The sequence below is a fragment of the Dissulfurimicrobium sp. genome, from assembly GCF_049968175.1.
Classification (GTDB): Bacteria; Desulfobacterota; Dissulfuribacteria; order Dissulfuribacterales; family Sh68; genus Dissulfurimicrobium; species Dissulfurimicrobium hydrothermale.
Genome location: NZ_JBMFRG010000019.1, coordinates 1 through 23236 on the forward strand (window position 1 = coordinate 1; position 23236 = coordinate 23236).

A 23236-nucleotide genomic window follows, 5' to 3' on the forward strand; every position below is an offset into this window, starting at 1 on the left:
CTCTATCACCTGTTTCAACATCGTTATCTAAGATTGCAGAAATTCTTTTTTCTTTAAATTTCAGGCGTGATTTTTTAAACAAAATTGGAAGGAATAATGCATCGATTATTATAAATGCTGACGTAGGGTTGCCGGGTAAACCAATGATAGATTTGTCTTTAACTTTTCCAAAAAATGTTGGTTTCCCTGGTTTAATAAAAAGTTTATGAAATAACATATCACCTTTTTCTTCAATAATTTTATATGCTATATCTTTATCTCCCATTGATGTCCCGCCAGTCATTATCATTATATCTATTTCATCATCTTGCCAGGCTCTTTCCAAAATTTTATCTATATCTTCTTTAACATCATTTACAATCCCATAATGTTTTATAGTAAAAAAACCCGCTAACATAGATTTGATGATATAGGAATTAGAATCGTAAATTTTCCCGTTTTTCAGTTCTCTTTCGTGTACCCCATTTAGAGGAATAATTTCGTCTCCAGTTATCAAAATTCCGATCTTAAATTTGCCGTATACTTCTATTTTTGCATTTCCATTTGCTGCAAGAAGCCCTATTTTTGGCGGAGTTAATATTTCCCCTTTGTTTACAATTTTCTCTCCTTTTTTGACATCGCTTCCAATATCATCGTAATTTTTGTTATTACTTGTTTTTAATATTACTATTTTATCTTCATTTATAATTTGTGTATCTTCTATCATGATAACCATAGTGCAGTTTTGTGGTAATTTGCAACCTGTTGCAACCTTTATACATTCGCCTCTTCGCACTGCAATCTCTGAAATTTCTCCAGCATCAATTGCATCCACTATCTTTAATCCTTTTTCCATTCCCACTTTTATATCTTCACTTCGTATGGCAAATCCATCTACTGCACATCTCTTGAAATTTAAAATATTTTCTTTAGCAAAGACATCTTTAGCACAGACCCTCATCAGTGCTTTATCAAGTTCAATTTCTTCTGTTTTATCTATCATTGGCAAATTCTTATCAATAATGTCTTTTGCATCGTTAAACGATATCATTTTAGATAGTTATTCTCCTTTTTCAGGTTATGATTATTGAATGATACGCCAAGGAGCATGAAAGATATTGACCCTATCTGGCCTGGCATATCCAATCAGTGTAATATTTGCCCGCCTTGCGATTTCAAGCGCAAGCGATGATGGGGCAGTCCGTGACATGACAATTGGTATGCCTAACTGCGCACATTTAAGAACCATATCCGATGTCAATCGGCCTGTAGTATATATCGCCCCATTGGGCGATAATTTGTTCAAGAGAATAGCACCGATAATTTTGTCCACAGCATTGTGTCTTCCGATGTCTTCATAACAGAGTTTAGTTTTATCTTCAGACCAAAACCCACATGTGTGAACACAGTGGGTTTCCTGTTGTAAGCTTGAGTAATGGAGTACCTCTGTAATAAATTGTCTGATATCCTGAAGTGTTATAGTGTATTCTTGAACTTTATTAAAAATGTCTTCCAGCATCTCTCTCGCAATCCTTCCTGTGCCACCACATCCTGAAGTAACAATCATCTCTTTTGGCTCTATGCTTTCTATGTCTGCATAGACAGCTATGCTACCTTCTTGGCATATATATATCTCTTTCACTTCATCATGAATAGATATATACCCTTGTCCAAATAAAAAACCAACGGCAAACTCTTTAAGTCCGACAGGAAGCAGCATTGAAGAAGCAGTGTATTTATCATTTAAGAATACTTGATAAGGAACTTCTATGGCTAAATTTTCGTCCCTATATGTTTCTTCCTTTGGTTCAAGAATAAGAGTTTGAGCTTCTATCTTTAGTTCCATCTGTAATTTATGAGCTTTATTGTAATTTATAATTTTTTAAGACTATTCAATCAGGATATTTTTTAATATTTACAGCGCATACCTTAAATTCTGGTATCTTAGCCACAGGATCAAGGGCAGAATTGGTTAGCTGATTGGTAGGACTCTCGGCAAAATGGAAGGTCATAAATACTGTCCCTTTTGGCGATCTTTCACTTACTTTTGCTTTAGCCTTAATCTCACCTCTTCTTGAGGATATAGTTACTGTATCACCATCTTCAATTTCTAAATTTTTGGCGTCATAGGGATTGATTTCAATTAATTCTTCATTTTGCATTTCATTAAGTATGCTACACTTTCTTGTCATGGTGCCTGTGTGGTAGTGGAAAAGGTTTCGGCCTGTGGAAAGAATGAATGGATATTTATGGTCTGGATTTTCAATGGAAGGTTTATACTCAAGCGGAACAAATTTTCCCTTGCCACGTGTGAATCTTTCAGCATGCAAATACCGGGTGCCTGGATGGGTCACATTTGGGCATGGCCATTGCAGGCTGATCTTTTTAAGCCGTTCGTAATTAATACCGGCATATGAAGGGGTAAGCTCTGCAATTTCGTTCATTATTTCCGATGGATTTAAATATCCGAATCCATCTGCACCCATCTTTTTGGCAATCTCGCAGATAATTTCCCAATCAGGTCTGACACCTTCAGGCGGCTGTACCGTTTTGTGTAATAGTTGAACACGTCTTTCGGTATTGGTGAAGGTGCCTTCCTTTTCATAAGAACAGGCCGCGGGTAGGACTACGTGGGCAAGCCTGGCTGTTTCGGTCAAGAAGATGTCCTGCACAACCAGAAATTCAAGGTTTTTTAATGATTTTTCCACATGTCTTGCGTCAGGGTCGCTGAGAACCGGATTCTCACCCATAATATAGACGGCCTTCACCCTTCCTTCGTCGATAGCATCAAAAAGCTCTGTAAGATATAGGCCAGGTCTGTCGGACAAGGTGCAACCCCAGACCTTTTCGAATTTATTTTTGACTGCCTTGTCATCGACCCGCTGATAACCTGGGTAGGAAGCCGGCAGGGCGCCCATATCACAGGCGCCCTGTACATTATTTTGTCCCCTTAAGGGATTTACCCCGGATGATGGTTTGCCTACATTTCCTGTAATCAGGGCGAGATTGGAAACGGCCATCACATTGTCAGTCCCGTGGGAGTGCTGAGTAATACCCATGGCATAGAGAATGGTTGCGGGACGGTTTTCAGCAAAGGCCTTTGCCGCCCTGACCAAATCTGCTATTGTCACACCTGTAATTTCAGATACCCGCTTAAGGTCAAAATTGATAAGCGATGACTTGAATTCATCAAAATTTTCACATCGTTTGTCAATAAATTCCCTGTCCAGGAGGCCTTCCTCGAGAATTACTCTGGCCATACCCATTAGTAATGGCACATCTGTCCCAGATTTGTGTCTCAGCCAGATATGAGCAAGTTTACAAAGACCGATCTCCCTCGGATCGACCACTATGAGTTTCCCGCCATTTTTTATCGCCCTTTTTATTTGAAGAAAGATAACAGGGTGATTCTCCACCGTATTTGTACCAATCGCCAGGATACAGGCCGCATCTCCTATCTCTTCAATGGAATTTGTCATTGCACCGCTTCCAAGCGTGGCGGCCAGAGCGGATACTGTAGGGGCGTGACAAAGGCGTGCGCAGTGATCTATGTTGTTTGTACCCATTACCGCCCTAACAAACTTTTGAAACACATAGTTTTCTTCATTGGTGCACTTGGCAGAGGAGAGGGTGGCAAAGCTGTCTCCTCTGTAATTTGATAATTTTTTGGCTATGAAATCAATAGCATATTCATGGGGCACCTCGGTGAATGGCTCGGTCAGGCCTTCCCTGATAAGTGGACGCGTAAGTCGATTGGGATGGCGCTGGAACTCAAATCCAAATCTACCCTTTACGCATAGTTCGCCGTAGTTTGGCGGGGCATCCGGCTGTGCCTTCACCTCAAGTATCACATTATGCTTTGTGTGGACTTCGATGTTACAACCTGTCCCGCAGTAGGTGCAGACACTCTTTGTAATATCGGCCTCACCTGGAAGAAGAGGCAGGAAGACATTCTTTTTTACTAAAGCCCCTGTTGGACAGTTATCAACACAGGCTCCGCAAGAAACACATTGCCTATTTATTTCGATTGCCTTTTCTGTAACTGTGTCATCTATTTCTTTATAATTAATTTTGATGGCATCAAATGCGCAAGATCGCTCACACTTATGACAAATTATGCACTTATTTGCATCAATTTGAATAGATTTGTGATTATTTATTATGGGATATCTGAGTCGATCAGTCGCATCTTTTGTGCTTATATTGTAATCTCTTGAGAGTTCTCGATATTTACACTTGGCAAGGCCCAGACAGCCGCACTGAAGACAGCGTCTGGCTTCGCGCACGGCCATTTCCTCTGTATAGCCAAATTCGACATCGTCAAAATCTTTTACCCGCCTTTCACCTGGGCGAGCAGGCATTGAGACACGAGGATAAAGTGACATTCCGTCAAAATTTTTCATGTCCACTTCCTCAAAACGCCTGCCTCTGGTGAAATTGAAGCGACCGTCAAAGGAGATATTGTGTCGACCAGTAAGGTCCTTATGAATGGCCTCCGCCGCTCTCCGTCCTGCATCAACCGCCTGGGTTGTGGTCCTTGGGCCGGAGGCGACATCACCGGCGGCATAAACCCATGGAAGATTTGTTTTCATGGTGGTGGGGTTGACTTTGATGGTCCCTGTTGAGCTTATCGACAGCCTTGCCTCAACCTCGCCAAACTCAATAATTCGAGGATCCCCTTGCTGACCGAGGGCTGAGACAACGGTATCCGCTGCCAATACAAGACGAGACCCATCCATCGGCTTTGGCTCCCTGTTTCCTCGTTCATCAGGTTCTCCAAGGACAGTCCTTGCAAGCTCCAATTGAAGGCCTTGGTCGCCGAGCCTTGATATTCTCACAGGCATGGCCATGAGAAATAAACGCACCCCTTCTGCCTCGGCGTCTTTTACATCCCTCAGATGGACCGGCATCTCCTGTCTCGATCTGGGATAGACCACGGTTACTTCCGCCTTAAGACGCCTTAGCGCTCGGGCCGCTGCCACTGCGGTCCGCCCACCTCCTATGACTATTACACTGCGGCCTGCGTTGACCGTCTCATTGTCGTTTATTTTTCTAAGGAGCTCCATGCCATCTACTGCAAGGTGCGCCCCCTCTATCTCAAGCGGCTTACTACGTGGTTGTCCTGTGGCAATAAGAATGGAGTTATAGCCTTGTTCAAACAATGATTTAAGGTCGAAATCCCTTCCCCACCTGACCTTGGTCTTGAGATGAATGCCCATGCGAAGGATGTTATTTATCTCATAATCTACATATTTTCGGGGAAGCATAAATGCTGGTATCCCATAGCGGGCCATCCCGCCCAGATCTTCTTCGGTCTCGAATATGGTGACCTCATGCCCGTTCTTTCGAAGATAATAGGCAGCGGCAAGTCCTGCTGGTCCGCCTCCTATAATGGCCACCCTGTAGCCGGTTGGAGGCGCAATACTTACCGGCCTCGGCCCTTCCTTTATGGAGTTATCAACCACAAAACGTTTCAGGTCGTTGATAGCGATAGGCTCATCCACCAAGACCCTGCGGCAACGGCTTTCACAGAACCTCGGGCAGACGCGGCAGATGATGCCAGGCAGGGCGTTCTTTTCCCGAATCAGCTCAAGGGCGGCCCTGAACAGACGGTTTGCTATGAGATTTACATAACCCTGGACGTTTATGCCAATAGGACAAGTAAGGTTGCACGGGGCCTTGCAGTCTCCGTAGTGGTGAGAGGCCAGTTTTTGAAGTCTCTCCCGCCTCCATGCTATAAGGGCATGGGTGTCTGTCGTCACCACCATGCCATCCTTGACCTCGGTGCGGCAAGCCCTGCGATGTTCGCCGTTTATATCAACCAGACACAAGAGACAAGGCCGCAGGGCATCATCCTTACCTGGAAGGTGACACAAGTGCGGGATCGGGATACCAGCGCCTTTAGCGGCGTCAAGCACTGTGGCGCCCCCAGACACTACTATCTGTCGGGCGTCAATGGTCAGAGTGACCTGTCGCTTCATCGTTCATGAAACCATTTCACCATTTACCAAAGCTAAATCCTTCTTGTGCAAAAATTTATCAATGGGCAATTTTTGCATACATCTATACCCGGGAATGGATCCCCCACTCTGGTGATAGACGCACCATGATATTTTTCCTTTCTGGCCAAAAGGCGCTGAACTGTAGGCTCAATGTGCTCTCCTGGTATGATAAAATTTATCTCTCCCCTTTCGGTCTTGCCTGAATTGTAGCTTCCGCTACAGGCAGGAAGCATGTTTGCAGTCTTTTCAAGATATGAATATACATTTCCAGCACATGCAGAGGAGTTCATGGTAATATTTGTGCGCAATGGATGTATATCCATAGCTGCCATATAGTCCACTGCCAGGTGATATGCCTGCATATTGTCACAGTAGAAGTGGACCGTATCGGGCTGAAAATAAGAGTTGCCAAGGGTTGACAGCACAATGACCTTAAGCGCTCCTTCTGGAAGTCTGGGTTTTGTCTTTAAAAACCGTTCTGCCTGGGCCCTGTCTTTTACATATTTTAAATGGCTCTCTATCTCCTTGTCGCTCATGCTGCTCCAGCCCAGAACAAAGGCTGCATTGGCGCAGCCCATGTATTCCTTTGTCACCGCCACGGTCTTGGCCTCCATTCTCGGGCCAAGCTCTGACTGACAGAAAGTAAGAGGCTTTACTGGGGTTACATAATCATCCACATTGTCCTTAAACTCCTGCACCTGTTCATCAGTGAACAGATACTTAACCGCAATGGGATGATGCATGAGCCTGAGTTCGTCCATTAATACCTTTTCCATCTCCTTATAATTCATTTTTCTACCTCTTTTTTGTGATTTTTATCACTACGTTATATTTATTTAAATATAAAGATATAGAAACTAAAACCGCTTTTTTGTCAAGACTAAAAATTATCTAAAATTATCTATCTAGGGATTGGGCATTACGCCTCCCTGTAAAGATAGCGGGTCAGACGTTGGATACAGGTGTTGAGCCTCATCAACTGAAGATACGGATACAGGCCGACAGAGGCGCTGAGTTTCCCTGTCCTGAGTGTGGCCGTATGTGCAAGGCCCATGATTTCCATGAAAAGACATGGAGGCATCTGAATTTCTTTCAGCACCATTGTTATATTACGGCATCGGTTCCGAGGACGGATTGTCCTGAGCATGGGGTTAAGATGGTAAGGGTGCCATGGGCCCGAAGCGGGAATCGTTTCACGCTGTTGTTTGAGCAGGCAGCGATGCTTCTGGTTCGTGAGATGCCTGTATCAGCAGCGACGCGGATAGTTGGCACAGATGACAAGACGCTGTGGCGGATTGTTTTTCACTATGTGAACCAGGCCATGTCCGGTCTGGATTTGAGCGCTGTTCAGGGCATAGCGGTAGATGAGACCGCTGTATCCAGGGGGCATCACTATGTGACGGTATTTATTGATCTTGACCGTAAGGATCGTCCTGTTTTGTTTGCAACGGAGGGTAAGGGCAAGGAGACCATAGAGGCCTTTGAGAGGTATCTTGAAGGGCGTAATGGCAAGGCTGAAAACATAGCCAGGGTGGTATGCGACATGTCAAAGGCCTTTATCTCCGGCAGTGAAGAGCGCTTCGGGAATGCGGTGGTAGTGGTGGACTGGTTTCACGTGGTGCAGTTGTTCAACAGGGCTGTGGATGAGGTCAGACGGCGTGAATCAGTCAAAAGCAGGATGCCGCGGGGGACCCGCTGGACATTGCTGAAGGCCTCGGATGGCGGCAGGTTGACAGAGAAACAGAGGGGACTTCTTGATGAACTGGAGGGCTTTGCTGTTCATACAGCCAAGGCATGGCGCATCAAGGAGATGCTTCGCTGGGTGAAGAAAGCGGAGTTTTCTCAGGGGGCCAAGTGGCGGTTGACTCACTTTCTGAACTATGCCCACAGTTTATTGAATGACACTCCGATTTTAAGGCCAGTTTTCAAGGCGATAGAGACAGTAAAGCGTCACAGGGATCGTATTTTGAACCGATGGGGCAACGACTACACAAACGCCAGACTGGAAGGACTGAATGGGATATTTCAGGCAGCCCGGGCCAGGGCCAGAGGATATCGCAACGTGCAGACGTTCGTTACCATGATCTACCTGCTGGCCGCACCTCTGGGCGATATGCTGAAAATCCACACAAAATGACGAAGAACCAAAAAATATATTCAGATCTTGAAGAATTAAAAAAGACTTAGATGAATGAATCAAATGGTATAATAAAAAGTAGATACTGTTTTGGGAAAACCCCCGATGCAAACCTTTTTAGATTCAATACTATTCAGCTACGCCGTTTGCCAAGCCGGATATCCCCGCTGTGATGTCTCAATGGATCCGCAAAATAAAAAGCAGGCATTTTTTGTTTTCTTTCGGGCATACGGTGGAGCCCAGGAAGGTTCGTTGTTCGTTGTTTGGGGATATGAGCAGAGGCCATCCATGGCCTTCTTGCCAGGATGTCAGGCCCTGTCAGGCCATATGATGGAAGGGGTTTTAATTTGATGATGAGTGTTAGGCCTTATGCCAAGCGCGCCATGGGACAAAATTTTTTGGTGCACAAAGGGACGTGCGAGACGATCGCAAGGCTCTCAGGATTGACAATAGGAGACACGGTAGTAGAGCTCGGTGTCGGCCTGGGGGCCTTGACCCACGCCCTTGCCCCCAGGGTGAAAAGGGTGATAGGGATCGAGCTTGACAGGCGCATGATAGAGTATCTTGAGGCTCAGGGCGGGGTTGCACCGAATGTCGAGATAAGAAACGAGGACATGCTCTATGTATCTTACAAGGCCCTTGCAGATGAATTAGGCTCAAGACTCAAGATCATTGGAAACCTCCCGTATAATATCTCAAGCCGGATGTTGTTCAAGCTGATAGAGGAGCAGGAGGCCATCGACCTTGCGATCCTCATGTTCCAGAAAGAGGTTGCGGACCGGCTGCTCTCAGGCCCGGGTTGCAAGGATTACGGCATCCTTTCGATCATTGTAGGTTACTGTACAGAGATTTCGAGGCTCATAAACATCCCTCCAGGTCTCTTCCGCCCTATACCCAAGGTGGTCTCGACGGTCATCAAGTTAAAATTCAGACCGCCGCAGAGAGAGGCCTTAAGTTTCGGCCTTTTCTTAAATCTTGTAAAGGCAGGTTTCGGCCGGAGGAGAAAAAAGCTTTCCAACGCCCTCAGGTCATTGTCGGATCTTGATGAAGGCCTTGTGCTCAAAGGACTGAGCGAATGTGGCATAGATCCCTCTCATAGGGCTGAGGCGCTTTCGATTGATGACTTTGTGCGCCTCTCAAATTGGCTCTATGATGCCTCCCGGACAGGGCTAGGATATTCTTTAACTGGTAGAATTTAAAAAATATCTTGCTGATGGCAAATCACGCCACAATTCCTCCTCTGATTAAAATCAGGGGGGTCCTTGTGAAGTTTCGCGAACCCGGCATGGGGATAACCGAAAGATAAAATCCCCTTCTAGAGAACATCATCCTGTGAAGTAGGAAGCTCCAACTTCTGTAAGAGGGGGCAGTTGACTTTTGATAAAATTGAACAATTCAGGTTCGGGCGCGGCCTCTATCTCAAAGACCATCAGAGGCAGGATCTTGCCTTCCCTAGCTGTAGCCTTCGACCAAATCCCCGTCACTTTTACAGCATCCTTTGCGGTCGTGACGACGCATGACGCCCCTGCCTTCAAGGCCTCCGTAGCTATTTCATTGATATCTCGCAGGGTATAGACGTGGTGGTCTCGAAAGGCCTTTTTGCCCCTTATTTCTGTCCATGTCTCGGCGCACATCTCAAAAAACGCCTCGGGAGAACCTATGCCGCAGAAGGCAAAGACAGGGGTCGATGGATTAAGATCCCTTATGGCCTTTGTCTTGGTCTGACTGAAAAAGACAGGTCTTTCAGGTGCGAGCACGTCCAGCATCTGCCTACAGGCCTCGATCTGATCAGGGCCAAAGATCTGCGAATCGGTAATCACAATGGCCGCTGCTCGGCTGATAGCCGAAAGCGGCTCTCTCAGATCACCGCCAGGAAAGACCTTGCCTGTACCGAACAGCCGCCTTGCCGATAGGAGCAAGATGTCTATATCCCGCTTGAGCGCAAGGTGCTGGAAGCCGTCATCAAGCAGGATGATCTGTGCGTCCAGCTCCTGTATGGCAAAAAGTCCGGCATTGAACCTGTCGGAGCCAGCTACTACAGGGATCCCGTACATCCGTTCGGCCATCATGACCGGTTCATCTCCTGCTTTATGCGGAGAGATGACAGCACCCTCACCCTTTGATACAAGCACGGGCCCTTTGCCGATACTGCCGCCATAGCCACGCGTGACTACTGCGACCCTGAGGCCTTGTCGTTTAAACCACTCTGCTACAGCCATCACAAGCGGGGTCTTGCCGGTACCGCCTAGGGTAATGTTGCCGATGCTTATGACAGGGCGTGGAAGCGCCTTTGTCTCCAGATAGCCCTTTCTATAGGCCCATGGTCTGAGCCTCATGACGCCTGAATAGAGCGGCGAAAAAGGCCTGCCGAGCAGGAAGAGCAGGGGCAAAAGCCTTGGATTCAAACAAATCGTCTCCTTTTAATGTATTTTTCCAACAGCTCGATGCAGCGTATAACCGAGCCGCTATTTTCCGCAATGAGATCCTTCGCGCGCCTCCCCATCTCCATGCGTCTGCCATCGTCTTTCAACAGGGTGCGGACTGCGTTTTCGAGCCCACTTGCATCCATAACGTAGAGGCCCGCTCCTTTCAATGCAAACGTATCGGCGGCATATCTGAAACTCTCCATGTTAGGACCGAAGATTACAGGCACGCCGCATGCGGCAGGCTCAAGAATGTTGTGACCGCATGCATTTACAAGGCTACCTCCGACAAAGGCGATGTCAGCTACAAGATAGCACTCCTTAAGCTCTCCAAGCGTGTCGAGTATAAGGATGTCAGCTCCTGTTTTACCCGATCCGGCGCTGCGCAAGTCTGCGGCTAGCCCCAGGTTTCTTGCTATGGCCGCTACCTCTTTCCCCCTGGCAGGATCCCTTGGTGCTATTACGAGTCTCAAGGTGGCAAATTCCTTTTTCAGGGCCTTGAAGACTGAAAATATCACCGCCTCCTCACCCTTATGGGTACTTCCCGCTACAAAGACGTGACCATCTTCGCCCAGCCCGAGTTTGCGCCTCTTATCCATTGGATTGAGCGCCTCTGTACATTTTATGTCGTATTTGATGTTTCCCACCGTGCTTATCCTGTCTTCGGGCAGGCCCAGGTCAAGGAGCCTTGCGCGATCCATTTCCGACTGCATGGCTATATGACTGAGCCCACCGTAGATCAGGTCGGTGAATGCCGTGCCGAGGCGTTTAAGACGGCTATGCGCCCGAGAAGAGATGCTGCCGTTTATCAAAAGTGCAGGTATCCTGTTTCGCCTCAACATCCAGAGGAGGTTGGGCCACAGATCCGTCTCAACCAGCACGAGACAGTTAGGCGAAAGACGCCGAATAAAGTGTGCGATTACGGGCGGCAAATCAAAGGGCATGGATATGATGATCATACGCGTTGCACCGGCAAAGGCGTCTTTCAGCACATTGAGGCCGGTCTTGGTAGAGGCCGAGCAGATGATTCCGGCATCAGGCCACCTTTTTGCCACCTCCCTTATAAAGGGAACCGCGGCGTTCGCTTCACCCAGGGACAGGGCGTGCACCCAGATGCGGGGGTATCTTCCTTCGATGGCCCTTGCATCCAGGCCTATACCAAGCCTTCCCTTGAGCTGGCCGCGGTATTTGTCTTTAAATCCCATAAATGCAAGGACAGGCAGGGCTGCGGCGGGCAAAGACATGTACAAAAGGACATTATAAAGGAAAAGTACGGATAGGGTCTTGATTTTCACTGCCTTTTTATATCAGAACCTCAAAAAAGAATCTATACGGTCGAAGATTTTTATTTTAATCCAGCGTCTGCCTATGTACAGGTTAAAATGACAAAAATAAAGACGATGGATGTTCAAAATCGAAATAAATCTGAATATAATATTCCTGCATACGGGCTTATAGCAAAGGTCGTTAGAAATTAGAAAACTGGCGTGCGCCTAATCTGGATAATGCACCTCTGGGCATGGAATGAACAATAAATTAAAGACCGTTTTTGAACGCGCTGTTTTGTTTTTTGTAGATGCCGCTGCCATCTCTTTAATTTTAGGCCTATCTGTTTTTGTTAGAACGGATATCCTACCTATTCTATATTCCGGCTTTCGCGGGGATTTTAGTGTAATCACTTTTAAAAATATCTGGTGGTTTCCCATCGTATGGCTCTTTTTTTATTATTACGAGGGGCTTTACACAAGGAGATTTTCTTTATGGGACGAGGTCATGTCCATATGGAAGGTCTCGTTTTTAGCCACAATAGGGGTCTTTACCCTAGTATCAATGGGGAAATTGAGCGGGGAGGTCTCGAGAACGGTAATCGTATTGATGGGAGGGCTTTCGCTGGTATCCCTGCCGCCCATAAGGATGGCTGCAAAAGCGGTGCTCAGGATGTTCGGTCTCTTGAAAAAGAGGGTGATAGTGCTTGGGGCTGGCAAGACCGGGGTGCGGATAATCCAAGCCCTTAGCAGGGAACCCAACTATGGCTATGAGATATTAGGTATCCTTGATGACGATCCGGAAAAGGCCGGCATGCGGATTGAAGGTGTCAAAGTCCATCATGGCGTGGACAACGTCTTTAAATATTTAAAAAGGATGAGGGTCACGGATGTGTTCATCGCCATGCCATCGGCAGGCCGCGAAAGGCTCCAAAATCTCATAAACAACCTCCAGCATAAGGTAGATGGCATCTCATTTGTGCCCGATATGTTCGGTGTCGCCGTCCTTGGCGCCGAACTCCAGCACTTTTTCAACGAGCAGACCTTTGCGTTCGAGATCAAAAACAACCTTGCAAGGCCCTTGAATGTCTTTGTAAAGCGGAGTTTCGATATGGGTCTGAGTCTCATTTTGCTTGTCTTGTTGGCAGTGCCCATGCTGGTTATAGCCATTATGATAAGGCTTGATTCAAAAGGTCCAGTCATATTTTCCCAGGAGAGGATCGGGAGGCATGGCAGGTTATTCAAATGCCTCAAGTTCAGAACCATGTATCTCGGCGCGGATGAAAAACTCAATGAGATACTGGAAAAGGATCCGAAGGCCAGAGCTGAATGGGAAGACCGATGGAAACTTAAAGATGACCCTAGGGTGACGAGGGTGGGACGTTTTTTGAGGAAAACGTCGTTTGATGAACTGCCACAGATACTAAACGTGCTAAAGGGTGACATGAGCCTTGTGGGTCCAAGACCGTATCTTCCGAGCGAGAGGTCTTTTGTCATGGCACAGGGTGATACGATCCTGAGCGTGCTTCCCGGCATAACCGGGTTATGGCAGGTCTCAGGGAGAAATGAGGCGCCCTACAGCGATAGGATCGGGCTCGATACTTGGTATGTCAGGAACTGGAACCTAGGTCTCGATGTCATTATCTTGATGAAGACCATTCGTTGTGTAATAAAACAGGAGGGGGCCTATTGAATACGGATTGAATTGTGTTTAATATAGAATTTCTGATACTGAGAAGGGCCTCAAGTTCGGGCAGCTATAAATTTTTGATAGCCGGGTCCTGCGCAACGAAACCCTGTGGACCCCGCCAGGTCCGGAAGGAAGCAACGGCAGCAGGTAATTTCGTGTGCCGCAGGGGTGCCTGGCTATCATTTTCTGTTGTTCCTTATGCACGCTGATTGTTTTATTTGGATCATTAATCAATTGTTATGTCTTACTTAGTCCTTGCCAGGAAATGGCGGCCTCAGACCTTTGAAGATGTCGCCGGCCAGCGTCATGTCACGCGGACCCTTCAAAATTCTATTGAGATGGGAAGACTCTCGCATGCCATGATCTTCAGCGGAGCTAGAGGGGTGGGCAAGACGTCCGTGGCCAGGATACTTGCCAAGGCCATAAATTGTGAGGCCGGCCCTGCGAAAAACCCATGCAATAGATGCGTGCAATGTGTGGAGATCACCGAAGGTCGCTCGGTGGACGTCCAGGAGATAGACGCGGCGTCGAACAGGGGTATTGATGAGATAAGGCTTTTGAAGGAAAATAGTCGATTCCACCCGTCTTTTTGCAGATGCAGGGTCTATATAATAGATGAAGCGCATATGCTGACCAAAGAGGCGTTTAATGCACTCCTGAAGACCCTTGAGGAGCCGCCTGATCATGTCTATTTTATTTTAGCAACAACCGAGCCCCAAAAGATCCCTGTCACCATACATTCAAGGTGCCAACACCATGTCTTCAAGAGATTGGGTGCGGCCGCGCTTGCCGCCCACGTCGACAAGATCGCCCACGCCGAAGGTCTCAGGCTCGACCGTGAAGTCATCATGCTCCTTGCGAGAGAGGCCGGGGGAAGCGTCAGGGATGCCCTCAGCCTGCTTGATCAGGTTGTAGCATTCGGCGCATCTTCCCTCGAAGAGGTGTGTGAGGCGCTTGGAGTGATCAGTTCTCAGGTCATGCGGGATATGGCCGGGGCCGTTATCAAAGGTGACGTGGCGGGCATGTTGAGCATCCTGGATGACGTACAGGGCTATGGTGTCGATCTCAAGCGGTTTGCCTCAGACCTCACCCTTTATCTTAGAGATATGCTTGTAGTGAAGGAGCTTGGGCCTGAGCGGGCCGATGGCCTTGTCGTGCTGTCCAGAGAGGACATAAACGAACTCAGCCCACTTTTGTCCGATGTAAGCCCGAACGGGCTTATGCAGATGCTCGATGCCATGATGAAAGGGCTCGATGCCATAGGGCGGAGCTCAACCCCAAGGATCTCCTTGGAGATATTGCTCATGCGTCTCATCCATATGAGGGATGCCGTTAAGATAGATGAGATATTAAGGCGTCTCAACGAGCTCCGGTCTCCAGTGGGGTCCGAAGCTGTTTCCCCTGCATCTTCGTCTGTGTCAAACAGCACATCGATGGACTCTATGGAGATCAAGACAGGATCTATTGCCTCAACTGAAGGACCGGCACCGCTGTCAGGTGGGAGCTGGGAGGATTTTCTCTGTTTTACAAGGAAAAGGAGCCAGCCGCTTGCGTCAAAGCTTGTGTGCTGCAAGCAGGTTAATGTAGACGAAAATAACGGGATAATAAGGCTTTTGTGCGTACCAGGCATGCACTATGACCTGCTTTCCGAGAGAGATAATATATCACGTCTTCAAGACCTCGCCAGGGAGTTCTATAAGAGACCTGTTAGTTTGGTCGTAGAGGTCTTGAAAAAAGAAGATGAAGCCAGCGGCAGCATGCCGAATGGTTCAAAAAAATCATCCGCACGCGACGAACTTTTGAGCGCCCCTCTGGTAAAGAAAGCCATAAAGGTATTTGACGCCAGGATCATGGATGTTAAATTGTTTCCCGACAAAGACAGGGATGGTTCGTTTTGATTCAATTTGTTAAAAGAGAGGAGCAAAGTATGCAACCCAACATGAAGGAAATGATGAGGCAGGCGCAGAGGCTTCAGGCCAAGATCGCACAGCTTCAGGAAGAACTTGTCCAGAAGAAGATAGAGGCCTCTGCCGGCGGTGGGATGGTCAAGGCCGTGGCCAATGGAAAGCCAGAAATCATCTCCATTACCATAGAAAAAGAAGTGGTGAACCCTGACGATGTCGAGATGCTTCAAGACCTCGTTGTGGCTGCTGTAAACGAGGCTATCCTACGGGCAAAGGAGATGGCCGAGGAGGAGATGTCCAAAATCACAGGTGGTCTCAGGATCCCTGGTCTCATTTAACTTCTATGTCATCAGTATTTCCCCCTGCACTGGAGAGATTAATGAAGAATATAGAGAGGCTTCCTGGCGTCGGCGAGAAGACCGCCATGCGTTTCGCTCTCCAGATACTTAAATGGCCGGAGGCGAAGGCCAGGGAGCTGGCGGATTCTGTCGCCGAGCTCCACCGGAAGATAAGGCTCTGTTCATCATGTTTTGCCTTTTCCGAGGAGGACCCGTGCCGGATATGCGTGGACCCCAAGCGCGAGCATGATGTGATCTGTGTGGTTGAGGATCCAGGCGATATGGTTGCCATAGAGAAGTCCGGGGCGTTCAGAGGACTTTATCACGTCCTTCACGGCGTTATCTCCCCGATGGACGGCGTGGGTCCTGAACAGCTTAAGATATCCGAGCTTGTAAGCCGCATCGCCAGGGACGGTATAAAAGAGGTGATTATTGCAACCAGCAGCACTGCTGCCGGCGAGGCTACGGCCGCCTATCTCTGCGACATCCTCAAAGGCACTGGTACATGGGTGACGCGTATAGCATGCGGTATCCCCATGGGCATGGACATCAAATATGCAGACACCATGACCTTGAAGCGAGCACTCTCGGCAAGGGAACGGATAAAGACCTAACCCTGAGCTGGCCTTCACAAAAACTCTAGCGCGGAAGTCCGCAGGCTTTAGTCGGGGGTTATTGAATTGAGTCTTGTTTCTATAGACCTTGCATGGGCCGTAAGCCCTTCCTTTTCTGCAAGGGCGATTATGTCCCTGGCGTCATCTGCAAAACCTTTTTTTGTATATGATATGATGCTTGAACGTTTGAGGAATGTCTCGACGCCGAGGGCTGAAGAGAATCTTGCCGTCCCCATGGTGGGCAAGACGTGGTTCGGCCCGGCGATGTAGTCTCCAACAGGTTCAGGGGTGTAATCGCCGAGAAAGATGGCCCCGGCATGGCGTATATGAGGAAGCACCTCCCATGGATCCCTGACCATCAGTTCAAGGTGTTCGGGCGATATCCTGTTCGCCAAAGACACGGCCGCGTCGAGGCTGTTGACAGCCAATATGAGGCCGTTATCTCTAAGGGCACTTATCGCAGTCTCTTTTCTCTCAAGCCCTGCCGCCAATCGCTCAACCTCTACTGCTACATCTTTTCCAAGTCCTGCATCTGTGGTTATCAGTACGGCGGTTGCCATCGGGTCATGCTCGGCCTGCGACAGAAGATCCGCAGCCACATATCCCTTGTCTGCACCCTTGTCCGCTATGATCACTACCTCACTCGGTCCTGCAATCATATCTATGCCTACAAGCCCTGAGACGAACCTTTTAGCTGCGGCGACGTAGATATTGCCAGGGCCCGCAACTACATCAACAGGGGCGATCGACTCGGTACCGTATGCCATTGCGCCGATGGCCCATGCGCTGCCGGCCTTATATATCTCATTTATGCCGCACAAGGACGCCGCGGCCAAGATATGTGGATCTATCTCCTTTTTGTCGTTGGGCGGGGTTGCGAGGACGATCCTTTTTACCCCTGCGATCTTTGCCGGGATGGCGTTCATGAGCACGGATGAGACAAGCGGTGTCAGACCGCCCTTGCCACCAGGCACGTAGAGGCCAGCGGCGTCTACGGGTCGGACCATTTGGCCGAGCACCACACCGTTTTCCCTGGTCATCATCCATGAATTCGGCAATTCGTGCCTATGGAATTCCTCGATGTTTTTTATGGCCTTTCCAAGGCTCGCAAGGAAGTTTTCATCCACCCTTGAACGGGCATCCTCCATTTCTTCAGAGGTGACCTTCAAGTCTTCACGGGAAAAGTCAGGGGCATCGAACATGCGCGTGTATCTTACAAGGGCATCGTCCCCGTAGACCATTACATCTTTCAATATCTCTTTTACGGCATATTCTATGTCTTCCTTGATGTCGAATCTGCGAGAACACAGGGCATTGATCCTGGCGTCCCCTTCATCAGAGGGATAAGAAATCGGTGTTATGATCATATTTCTCCCTTTTTGAGATTTTTGACCTTAAGCCAAAAGCACAGCTATTATACCAGTTAAAAATATCCCATCGAACGTCCCTGCGCCGCCGATTGAAACCACCGGCGCGCCAAGATGCCCTACGTCTTTTAGATGTAGGATATCGGCCCCGACAAGGGTCCCGATAACCCCTGATATGTAAGCCACGACAGGGGCGTGTTCGCCTGAGGAGAGCATCACAGCCACCAGCGCAGAAAGGAGCGGCGGTATAAAGACCGGCAGGGCGATGCCAAGCCTCGGCACCGGCCTTGCAAGGAGATAAGATATAATGGTTATTATAAATATGCCGAGTATGGGTTCAAAAAAAAGGCCTTGCTTTACGAAGAGATAGATGGATAGAAATATCGGAACTACGGCCCCCCCGAGGTTTATGGCTATTATACTGGTGTTTGCGTTCCTTTTGGGTATTTTATAGGTTACGCCGAAATACCTTACTGTGTCAGGCGCATCTATGTCATCGCCTGCAATGCGCTTTATAGGGATGTTTATGTGGCTGCCGATCAGGGACAGGAGCAAAAAACCGAAGGCCTGAGTTGGGCTCAGCCCTATCTTTGCAAAGGCGATCGTAATGGCGCCTATCTGGATGAAGGCGAACAGCAGCAACAATATAAAGAGAAATATGACGAAATATATTATGGCGAATGGGTTGAAAAACATGGATACATACCTAAGTAGTTATTATAAAGTAATGGCGTCGCAAAGGGTCGCCGACTGCCGTGTTGCGCTGCATCCTTCGTCACTGCGACGTACAGGGGGTACGCCTCATTCCCCAGGATCTGCGCACCTTGCATTTAAAATTTTTGCTTAGCCATATCATAATGACTTTTACGAGATCATCAAAAGTAGTTTTTGTTAAAAAAAGAGGGGGTCTCTTTTCATCGAGACCCCCCTGCCGTGAATTTACTCTAGGGACAACGTGATATATTGGCTGATCTGCCCGTATCGTATCCTCAAGAGGACCATCTTGTTCTGTTTCAACAGGGCCTTGTTGAATTCAACAACATTATGTACACGTTGACGGTTCACCTCTTCGATCAGCATGCCAGGGCGGAGTCCTACCTGCGCTGCAATGGAGCCATATTCCACATCCGAGATGACAACGCCTTGACCCCTTTTGTAGCCAAGCTGCTCGGCTATCTCAGGCGTGATATCTTGTACCGTGAAACCAAGCCGCTCAAGCAGTTTGGGCTGGGTTAATGAGGCTGCAATCCCCTGGGGCTGTTCCGCTATGGTTACAGGGATTGAAAGCCTTTTGCCATTGCGTTCGATCTCCAATTTCACCACGGTGCCGGGCGCTGTGAGGGCTATTTTGTTCCTGAGTTCGCCGGAATCGTTTATCTTCACCCCGTTCAGCTCAATTATGACATCTTCCCGCTTGATTCCGGCCTTTTCCGCAGGGGAGCCATTGGTCACGTCAGCAACCAATACACCCTCTTTCTTTTTGAGACCGAAAGACTTGGCGAGATCCTCGGTTACGTCTTGGATGACTACACCAAGCCAACCCCTCGTTATCTTGCCCTTGGCTATAAGCTGGTCTTTAATGACCTTAGCCATGTTTATGGGTATGGCGAAGCCTATGCCCATATAGCCGCCGCTTTTTGAGAAAATGGCGGTATTTATGCCTATGACCTCCCCATATATATTCAAAAGCGGACCCCCAGAGTTACCTGGGTTGATGGCCGCGTCTGTCTGTATGAAGTCTTCATAGTCGCTTATGCCTACACGATCTCTTCCCTTGGCGCTTATGACACCGACCGTGACCGTCTCCTTCAAGCCGAACGGGTTCCCTATGGCAATGGCCCATTCGCCTACCTCGATCTTGTCTGAATCGCCGAGCTTGAGTACCGGGAGGTTGGTTGCCGGGATCTTGATCACCGCTATGTCGGACTGTGGATCGGTGCCTATGACCTTTGCCTTGAATTCCCTGCCGTCATAGAGCTTGACCTTGATGACATCCGCTCCGCTCACTACATGGTTGTTTGTCAGGATGTAGCCGTCTTGACTGATGATAAAACCGGATCCAAGCCCCATCTGGCGGAATTTATGCGGATTCCCAAACATCGGCCCTTCCGGCCCGAAAAATCTGCGGAAAAATGGGTCGTTGAAAAATCCGAACGGGTCTTCCTCAGTTATCTGTTCCTGTTTCAGTGTCTTTTCCACCTGAACTGATACAACAGCAGGGATGGCTGATTTGGCTATGGACGCAAATGCCTTGCCGAGTCTTGCAAGGGTCGTGATATCCTGGCCCACTGCGGGTTGGACTGTATTGTGGACCTCGCTGGCCGTACCGCGGATATCGCTGGACGAGAAGGCACAGTGGGATGTCGCCCATACGCCCAGGCTCAGGACAAGGGCTATGCATATGCTTATTATTACGGGCGCATTTTGAGATTTGAGACGTCTTTTAAGATCCATCTTTTCCTCCTGTTTCATTGGTATTTTTTTCAATAATAACAAGAAACTCCTCGGCACTCATCACCTCTTGGGCCAGGAGCTTGTCAGCCACTCTTCCCAATATCTCCTTATGCCTCCCTATTATATCTTTAGCCCTGGCGTCCTGTTCGGCAAGGATGCGGCGTACTTCCCCGTCAACCTCGGAGGCAAGCTCTGGCCCCATTGCCTCTATCTGCTGAGGCGCGAACTGTTGACGGAGATACGGACTGGTCTCCCTCGAAAGTGCATATGGTCCTATCTTTTCGCTCATACCGAAGCGGCACACCATCCCCCTTGCCATCTCAGTGGCCATTTCAAGATCATTCTGCGCCCCCGAGCTTATCTCGCCCAGTATCTCTGATTCGGCGGCCCTGCCGCCGAGAGAGACGCAAATCTTGTCCAGGATCTCATTTTTTGTGATAAGGAACTGCTCCTCCTCAGGTAGTTGAAGCGTGTAGCCAAGTGCGGCCCTGCCCCTTGGTATTATGGATATCTTGGCAACAGGCATGGCGTTCGGGCAGTAAAACGCCACAAGTGCATGGCCTGCCTCATGATAGGCCACGCGCCTCCGTTCCTTATCGCCAAGATGTCTGCTCTTGCGTTCCGGTCCGGCCAATATCTTTTCAACCGCAGCTTCAAGATGCGACTGCGTTATCTGGCTGTTCTTTTCTCTGGCGGCAAGCAATGCGGCTTCATTCATTACGTTGGCCAGGTCGGCCCCGGAAAATCCGGGTGTCCTCATGGCTATATCCTTAAGGCTTACACCCGGCGCCAAGGGCTTCCCTTTGGAATGGACTTCCAGTATGGCCTCTCTACCCCTTGCATCCGGGGCGTCGAGCACCACTTGCCTGTCAAAACGCCCTGGTCTCAAGAGGGCTGGATCCAGTACCTCTGGACGGTTTGTGGCAGCAAGCAGAATTACGCCAATATTCGGTTCGAAGCCATCCATCTCGACAAGGAGTTGGTTCAATGTCTGTTCCCTCTCTTCATGGCCGCCGGCGATCATGCCTGCACTTCTAAATTTGCCTATGGCGTCTATCTCGTCTATGAAGATTATACACGGCGCATTTGTCTTGGCCTGGGAAAAGAGGTCTCTTACCCTTGCGGCCCCGACTCCTACGAACATCTCAACGAATTCAGAGCCGGAAATACTGTAAAACGGCACACCTGCTTCACCAGCAAGGGCCTTTGCAAGGAGGGTCTTGCCGGTACCAGGCGGACCAAGAAGCAGCACGCCCTTTGGGATCTTCGCGCCAAGCGCCTCATATTTCTGGGGCTCTTTTAAAAATTCCACTACCTCGGCAAGTTCTTCTTTGGCTTCTTCGCAACCGGCGACGTCTGAAAACCTTACGCCTGTATCCTTTTCCATGGCGACCTTCGCCTTGGATTTGCCTATAGAAAGCAGCCCGGCCCCGGGTCTTCCCATGCTTCTCATAAGTAAAAACCACAGTCCTACCCAAAAGAGTATCGGCAAGAGCGTGCCCCACACCAACTGACCTAGAAAACCCTCCTGCAGACCTGAATAATCCACCCCATATTGATCCAGCGTCTCCACGAGTTTGGGGTCTTCAACCCTTGTCGAACGAAAAAGGATGACCTGTCCAGGCGGATTTATTTTGCTGTTTAGTTGCTGGGCCAATTCTTGGAATGAAACGGCCCTCCTGCCCATCAGGGTGTCGAGATCGCCCGCCTGGTCAGTGGAGGTGAGTTTCTTCAATTTCTCTTTTATGTCAGGGAGCTCAACCGCCGGACCCTTATAAAGCAGGCCTTTTATCTCGCTTTGATCTATAGTTATTTTTAATATCCGTCCTTGTTTGACCAAATCTTTGAATTGACCGTAAGGTATTACTTCGGTCTGAAGACTGAGCCACAGATGCGGCAGGCCGAAGATTATAATCAGGCCGATAATCCAGTATATGGCGTGGAATATGAGTTTTTTTCTATCTTTATCCATGTATGTCTTACCCTTCTTTCAGGTTTCTTCCTGAAAGAAGGGGTGCGTTTCCGGATAATTTCTTAACTAACTATTTGGATTTGGTTGGGTGCGGCACCGCCTGTGTCTGTGCAGGTGATTCCACCTGGAGCGCCGAGATGGCGTCTTTGTGTATCTTGACCGGATATTTGGTCTTTATCTGGTCAATGAGTTTCTCAAGCTCATTCTGTTGCTTTTCCATCTTGACCATCTGTTTAACCTGAGACATTACATCTTTTAGTGGTTTGGTTTCAGCGGGTTTTTTCTCTTCCACCTTTATGATGTGGTATCCAAACTGCGTCTTCACCGGTGCGCTTATTTCGCCTACCTTGAGGGCAAAGGCGGCCTTTTCAAATTCCGGCACCATGCGACCCTTTGGAAATAGGCCTAGCTCTCCACCCTTATCTTTTGTGCCAGGGTCTTCCGAGTATTGTTTTGCAAGCTGCGCGAAGTCAGCGCCCTTTTCAAGCTTTTTCTTTATATCCTTTGCCTTTGCCTCGGCTTCTTTCCATGCCTTTTCACTATTGCCCTGAGGTCTTATGAGGATGTGTCTGGCCTTGATCATCTCCGGTTGGCTAAATTCGGCCTTGTTTTTTTCATAGAACTCCTTTGCCTCCTGATCGCTTACAGGTATATCCTTGTCGATCTCCTTGCGGATGATCTCTTGGGCCAGAAGGGAGTTCTTAAGGTCCTCAATCCTCGATTTCACCTCTGGATCCTGATCCAGCTTCATGTCCCGCGCCTTCATAGCCAGGAGCGTGATTTGCGTCCATCTCTCCACAAACTGTTCTTTTGCCTGCGGATTCTGTGCCACCATCATCTGCAACTGGGGTGGGAGGGATTTTATTTGTTCTTCAAACGTCTTTGCATCGAGTTTGTAAGGCCCGACCTCGGCTAGTATGGCATTTTTGTCCGCCGCGCTTGCATATTGCACCGCGGAAACGATCGCCACCAACATGAAAAAAAAGAGATACAGCAATGATTTTGTTCTAAAAGACATGTCTTTTCCCATTTTTTGCTCCTTAGGTTTTTTATTTAATTTTGAACAGCCTATCTTCTATTATCTTAATTTA

General features: G+C 48.4%; 17 protein-coding genes and 1 other RNA gene. 7 read left to right on the forward strand and 11 right to left on the reverse strand.

Going from position 1 to position 23236, the window contains the following annotated elements:
* From ACP5SG_RS03765 to ACP5SG_RS03780, 4 genes are all read right to left on the reverse strand, one after another.
* Window positions 1–1030, reverse strand: a 1030-nt coding sequence (locus ACP5SG_RS03765) for a molybdopterin molybdotransferase MoeA (protein WP_428122089.1), incomplete at its 3' end; no start/stop codon positions are given.
* A 33-nt stretch (window positions 1031–1063) separates the two neighbouring features.
* On the reverse strand, window positions 1064–1825 hold the full coding sequence (gene fdhD / locus ACP5SG_RS03770; RefSeq protein WP_424661627.1) for a formate dehydrogenase accessory sulfurtransferase FdhD: 762 nt from the start codon (window positions 1823–1825) through the stop codon (window positions 1064–1066).
* Between the two features lie 46 nt (window positions 1826–1871).
* Window positions 1872–5960 (reverse strand): formate dehydrogenase subunit alpha, encoded by a 4089-nt coding sequence (fdhF, locus tag ACP5SG_RS03775; RefSeq protein WP_428122094.1) that lies wholly within the window; start codon window positions 5958–5960, stop codon window positions 1872–1874.
* A 32-nt stretch (window positions 5961–5992) separates the two neighbouring features.
* Window positions 5993–6772: a DUF169 domain-containing protein gene (locus ACP5SG_RS03780; RefSeq protein ID WP_237888889.1), complete on the reverse strand. Its 780-nt coding sequence runs from the start codon at window positions 6770–6772 to the stop codon at window positions 5993–5995.
* A gap of 146 nt (window positions 6773–6918) precedes the next feature.
* Here ACP5SG_RS03780 and ACP5SG_RS03785 point away from each other — a divergent pair, with 146 nt between their 5' ends.
* Together ACP5SG_RS03785 and rsmA are read left to right on the forward strand one after the other, a co-directional pair.
* Complete coding sequence (locus tag ACP5SG_RS03785; RefSeq protein WP_237889811.1) at window positions 6919–8118, forward strand: ISL3 family transposase; 1200 nt, start codon at window positions 6919–6921, stop codon at window positions 8116–8118.
* 350 nt (window positions 8119–8468) lie between these two features.
* Entirely contained in the window at window positions 8469–9317 is an 849-nt protein-coding gene (gene rsmA, locus ACP5SG_RS03790; protein ID WP_237888890.1) for a 16S rRNA (adenine(1518)-N(6)/adenine(1519)-N(6))-dimethyltransferase RsmA, read from the forward strand.
* Between the two features lie 126 nt (window positions 9318–9443).
* Here rsmA and lpxK read toward each other — a convergent pair whose 3' ends face one another.
* On the reverse strand, window positions 9444–10523 hold the full coding sequence (lpxK, locus tag ACP5SG_RS03795; RefSeq protein ID WP_428122099.1) for a tetraacyldisaccharide 4'-kinase: 1080 nt from the start codon (window positions 10521–10523) through the stop codon (window positions 9444–9446).
* Window positions 10520–11785, reverse strand: a complete 1266-nt coding sequence (locus ACP5SG_RS03800; protein ID WP_237888892.1) for a 3-deoxy-D-manno-octulosonic acid transferase — start codon at window positions 11783–11785, stop codon at window positions 10520–10522. The genes lpxK and ACP5SG_RS03800 overlap by 4 nt, the downstream gene beginning before the upstream one ends.
* 280 nt (window positions 11786–12065) lie before the next feature.
* On the opposite strand from ACP5SG_RS03800, the gene wbaP reads away from it, so the two are divergent.
* From wbaP to recR, 5 genes are all read left to right on the forward strand, one after another.
* A complete protein-coding gene (gene wbaP, locus ACP5SG_RS03805) occupies window positions 12066–13499 on the forward strand; it encodes an undecaprenyl-phosphate galactose phosphotransferase WbaP (protein WP_424661625.1) in 1434 nt (477 codons plus the stop codon).
* A gap of 79 nt (window positions 13500–13578) precedes the next feature.
* An RNA gene (ffs, locus tag ACP5SG_RS03810) (signal recognition particle sRNA small type) lies at window positions 13579–13677 on the forward strand.
* 58 nt (window positions 13678–13735) lie between these two features.
* Window positions 13736–15394, forward strand: a complete 1659-nt coding sequence (dnaX, locus tag ACP5SG_RS03815) for a DNA polymerase III subunit gamma/tau (RefSeq protein ID WP_237888894.1) — start codon at window positions 13736–13738, stop codon at window positions 15392–15394.
* A 29-nt stretch (window positions 15395–15423) separates the two neighbouring features.
* The gene (locus ACP5SG_RS03820) at window positions 15424–15738 is read left to right on the forward strand and encodes a YbaB/EbfC family nucleoid-associated protein (RefSeq protein WP_237888895.1); all 315 of its coding nucleotides are present in this window, start codon (window positions 15424–15426) and stop codon (window positions 15736–15738) included.
* 5 nt (window positions 15739–15743) lie between these two features.
* Entirely contained in the window at window positions 15744–16352 is a 609-nt protein-coding gene (recR, locus tag ACP5SG_RS03825; RefSeq protein WP_428122109.1) for a recombination mediator RecR, read from the forward strand.
* A gap of 47 nt (window positions 16353–16399) precedes the next feature.
* On the opposite strand, the gene hisD is transcribed toward recR, so the two are convergent.
* From hisD to ACP5SG_RS03850, 5 genes are all read right to left on the reverse strand, one after another.
* Entirely contained in the window at window positions 16400–17719 is a 1320-nt protein-coding gene (hisD, locus tag ACP5SG_RS03830) for a histidinol dehydrogenase (protein ID WP_237888897.1), read from the reverse strand.
* A gap of 27 nt (window positions 17720–17746) precedes the next feature.
* Entirely contained in the window at window positions 17747–18415 is a 669-nt protein-coding gene (locus ACP5SG_RS03835) for a DUF1614 domain-containing protein (protein ID WP_237888898.1), read from the reverse strand.
* A gap of 243 nt (window positions 18416–18658) precedes the next feature.
* The gene (locus ACP5SG_RS03840; protein WP_424661622.1) at window positions 18659–20173 is read right to left on the reverse strand and encodes a DegQ family serine endoprotease; all 1515 of its coding nucleotides are present in this window, start codon (window positions 20171–20173) and stop codon (window positions 18659–18661) included.
* Window positions 20163–22145, reverse strand: a complete 1983-nt coding sequence (gene ftsH / locus ACP5SG_RS03845; protein ID WP_428122116.1) for an ATP-dependent zinc metalloprotease FtsH — start codon at window positions 22143–22145, stop codon at window positions 20163–20165. The genes ACP5SG_RS03840 and ftsH overlap by 11 nt, the downstream gene beginning before the upstream one ends.
* 70 nt (window positions 22146–22215) lie before the next feature.
* Window positions 22216–23163: a peptidylprolyl isomerase gene (locus ACP5SG_RS03850; RefSeq protein WP_428122119.1), complete on the reverse strand. Its 948-nt coding sequence runs from the start codon at window positions 23161–23163 to the stop codon at window positions 22216–22218.
* Window positions 23164–23236: the final 73 nt, after the last annotated feature.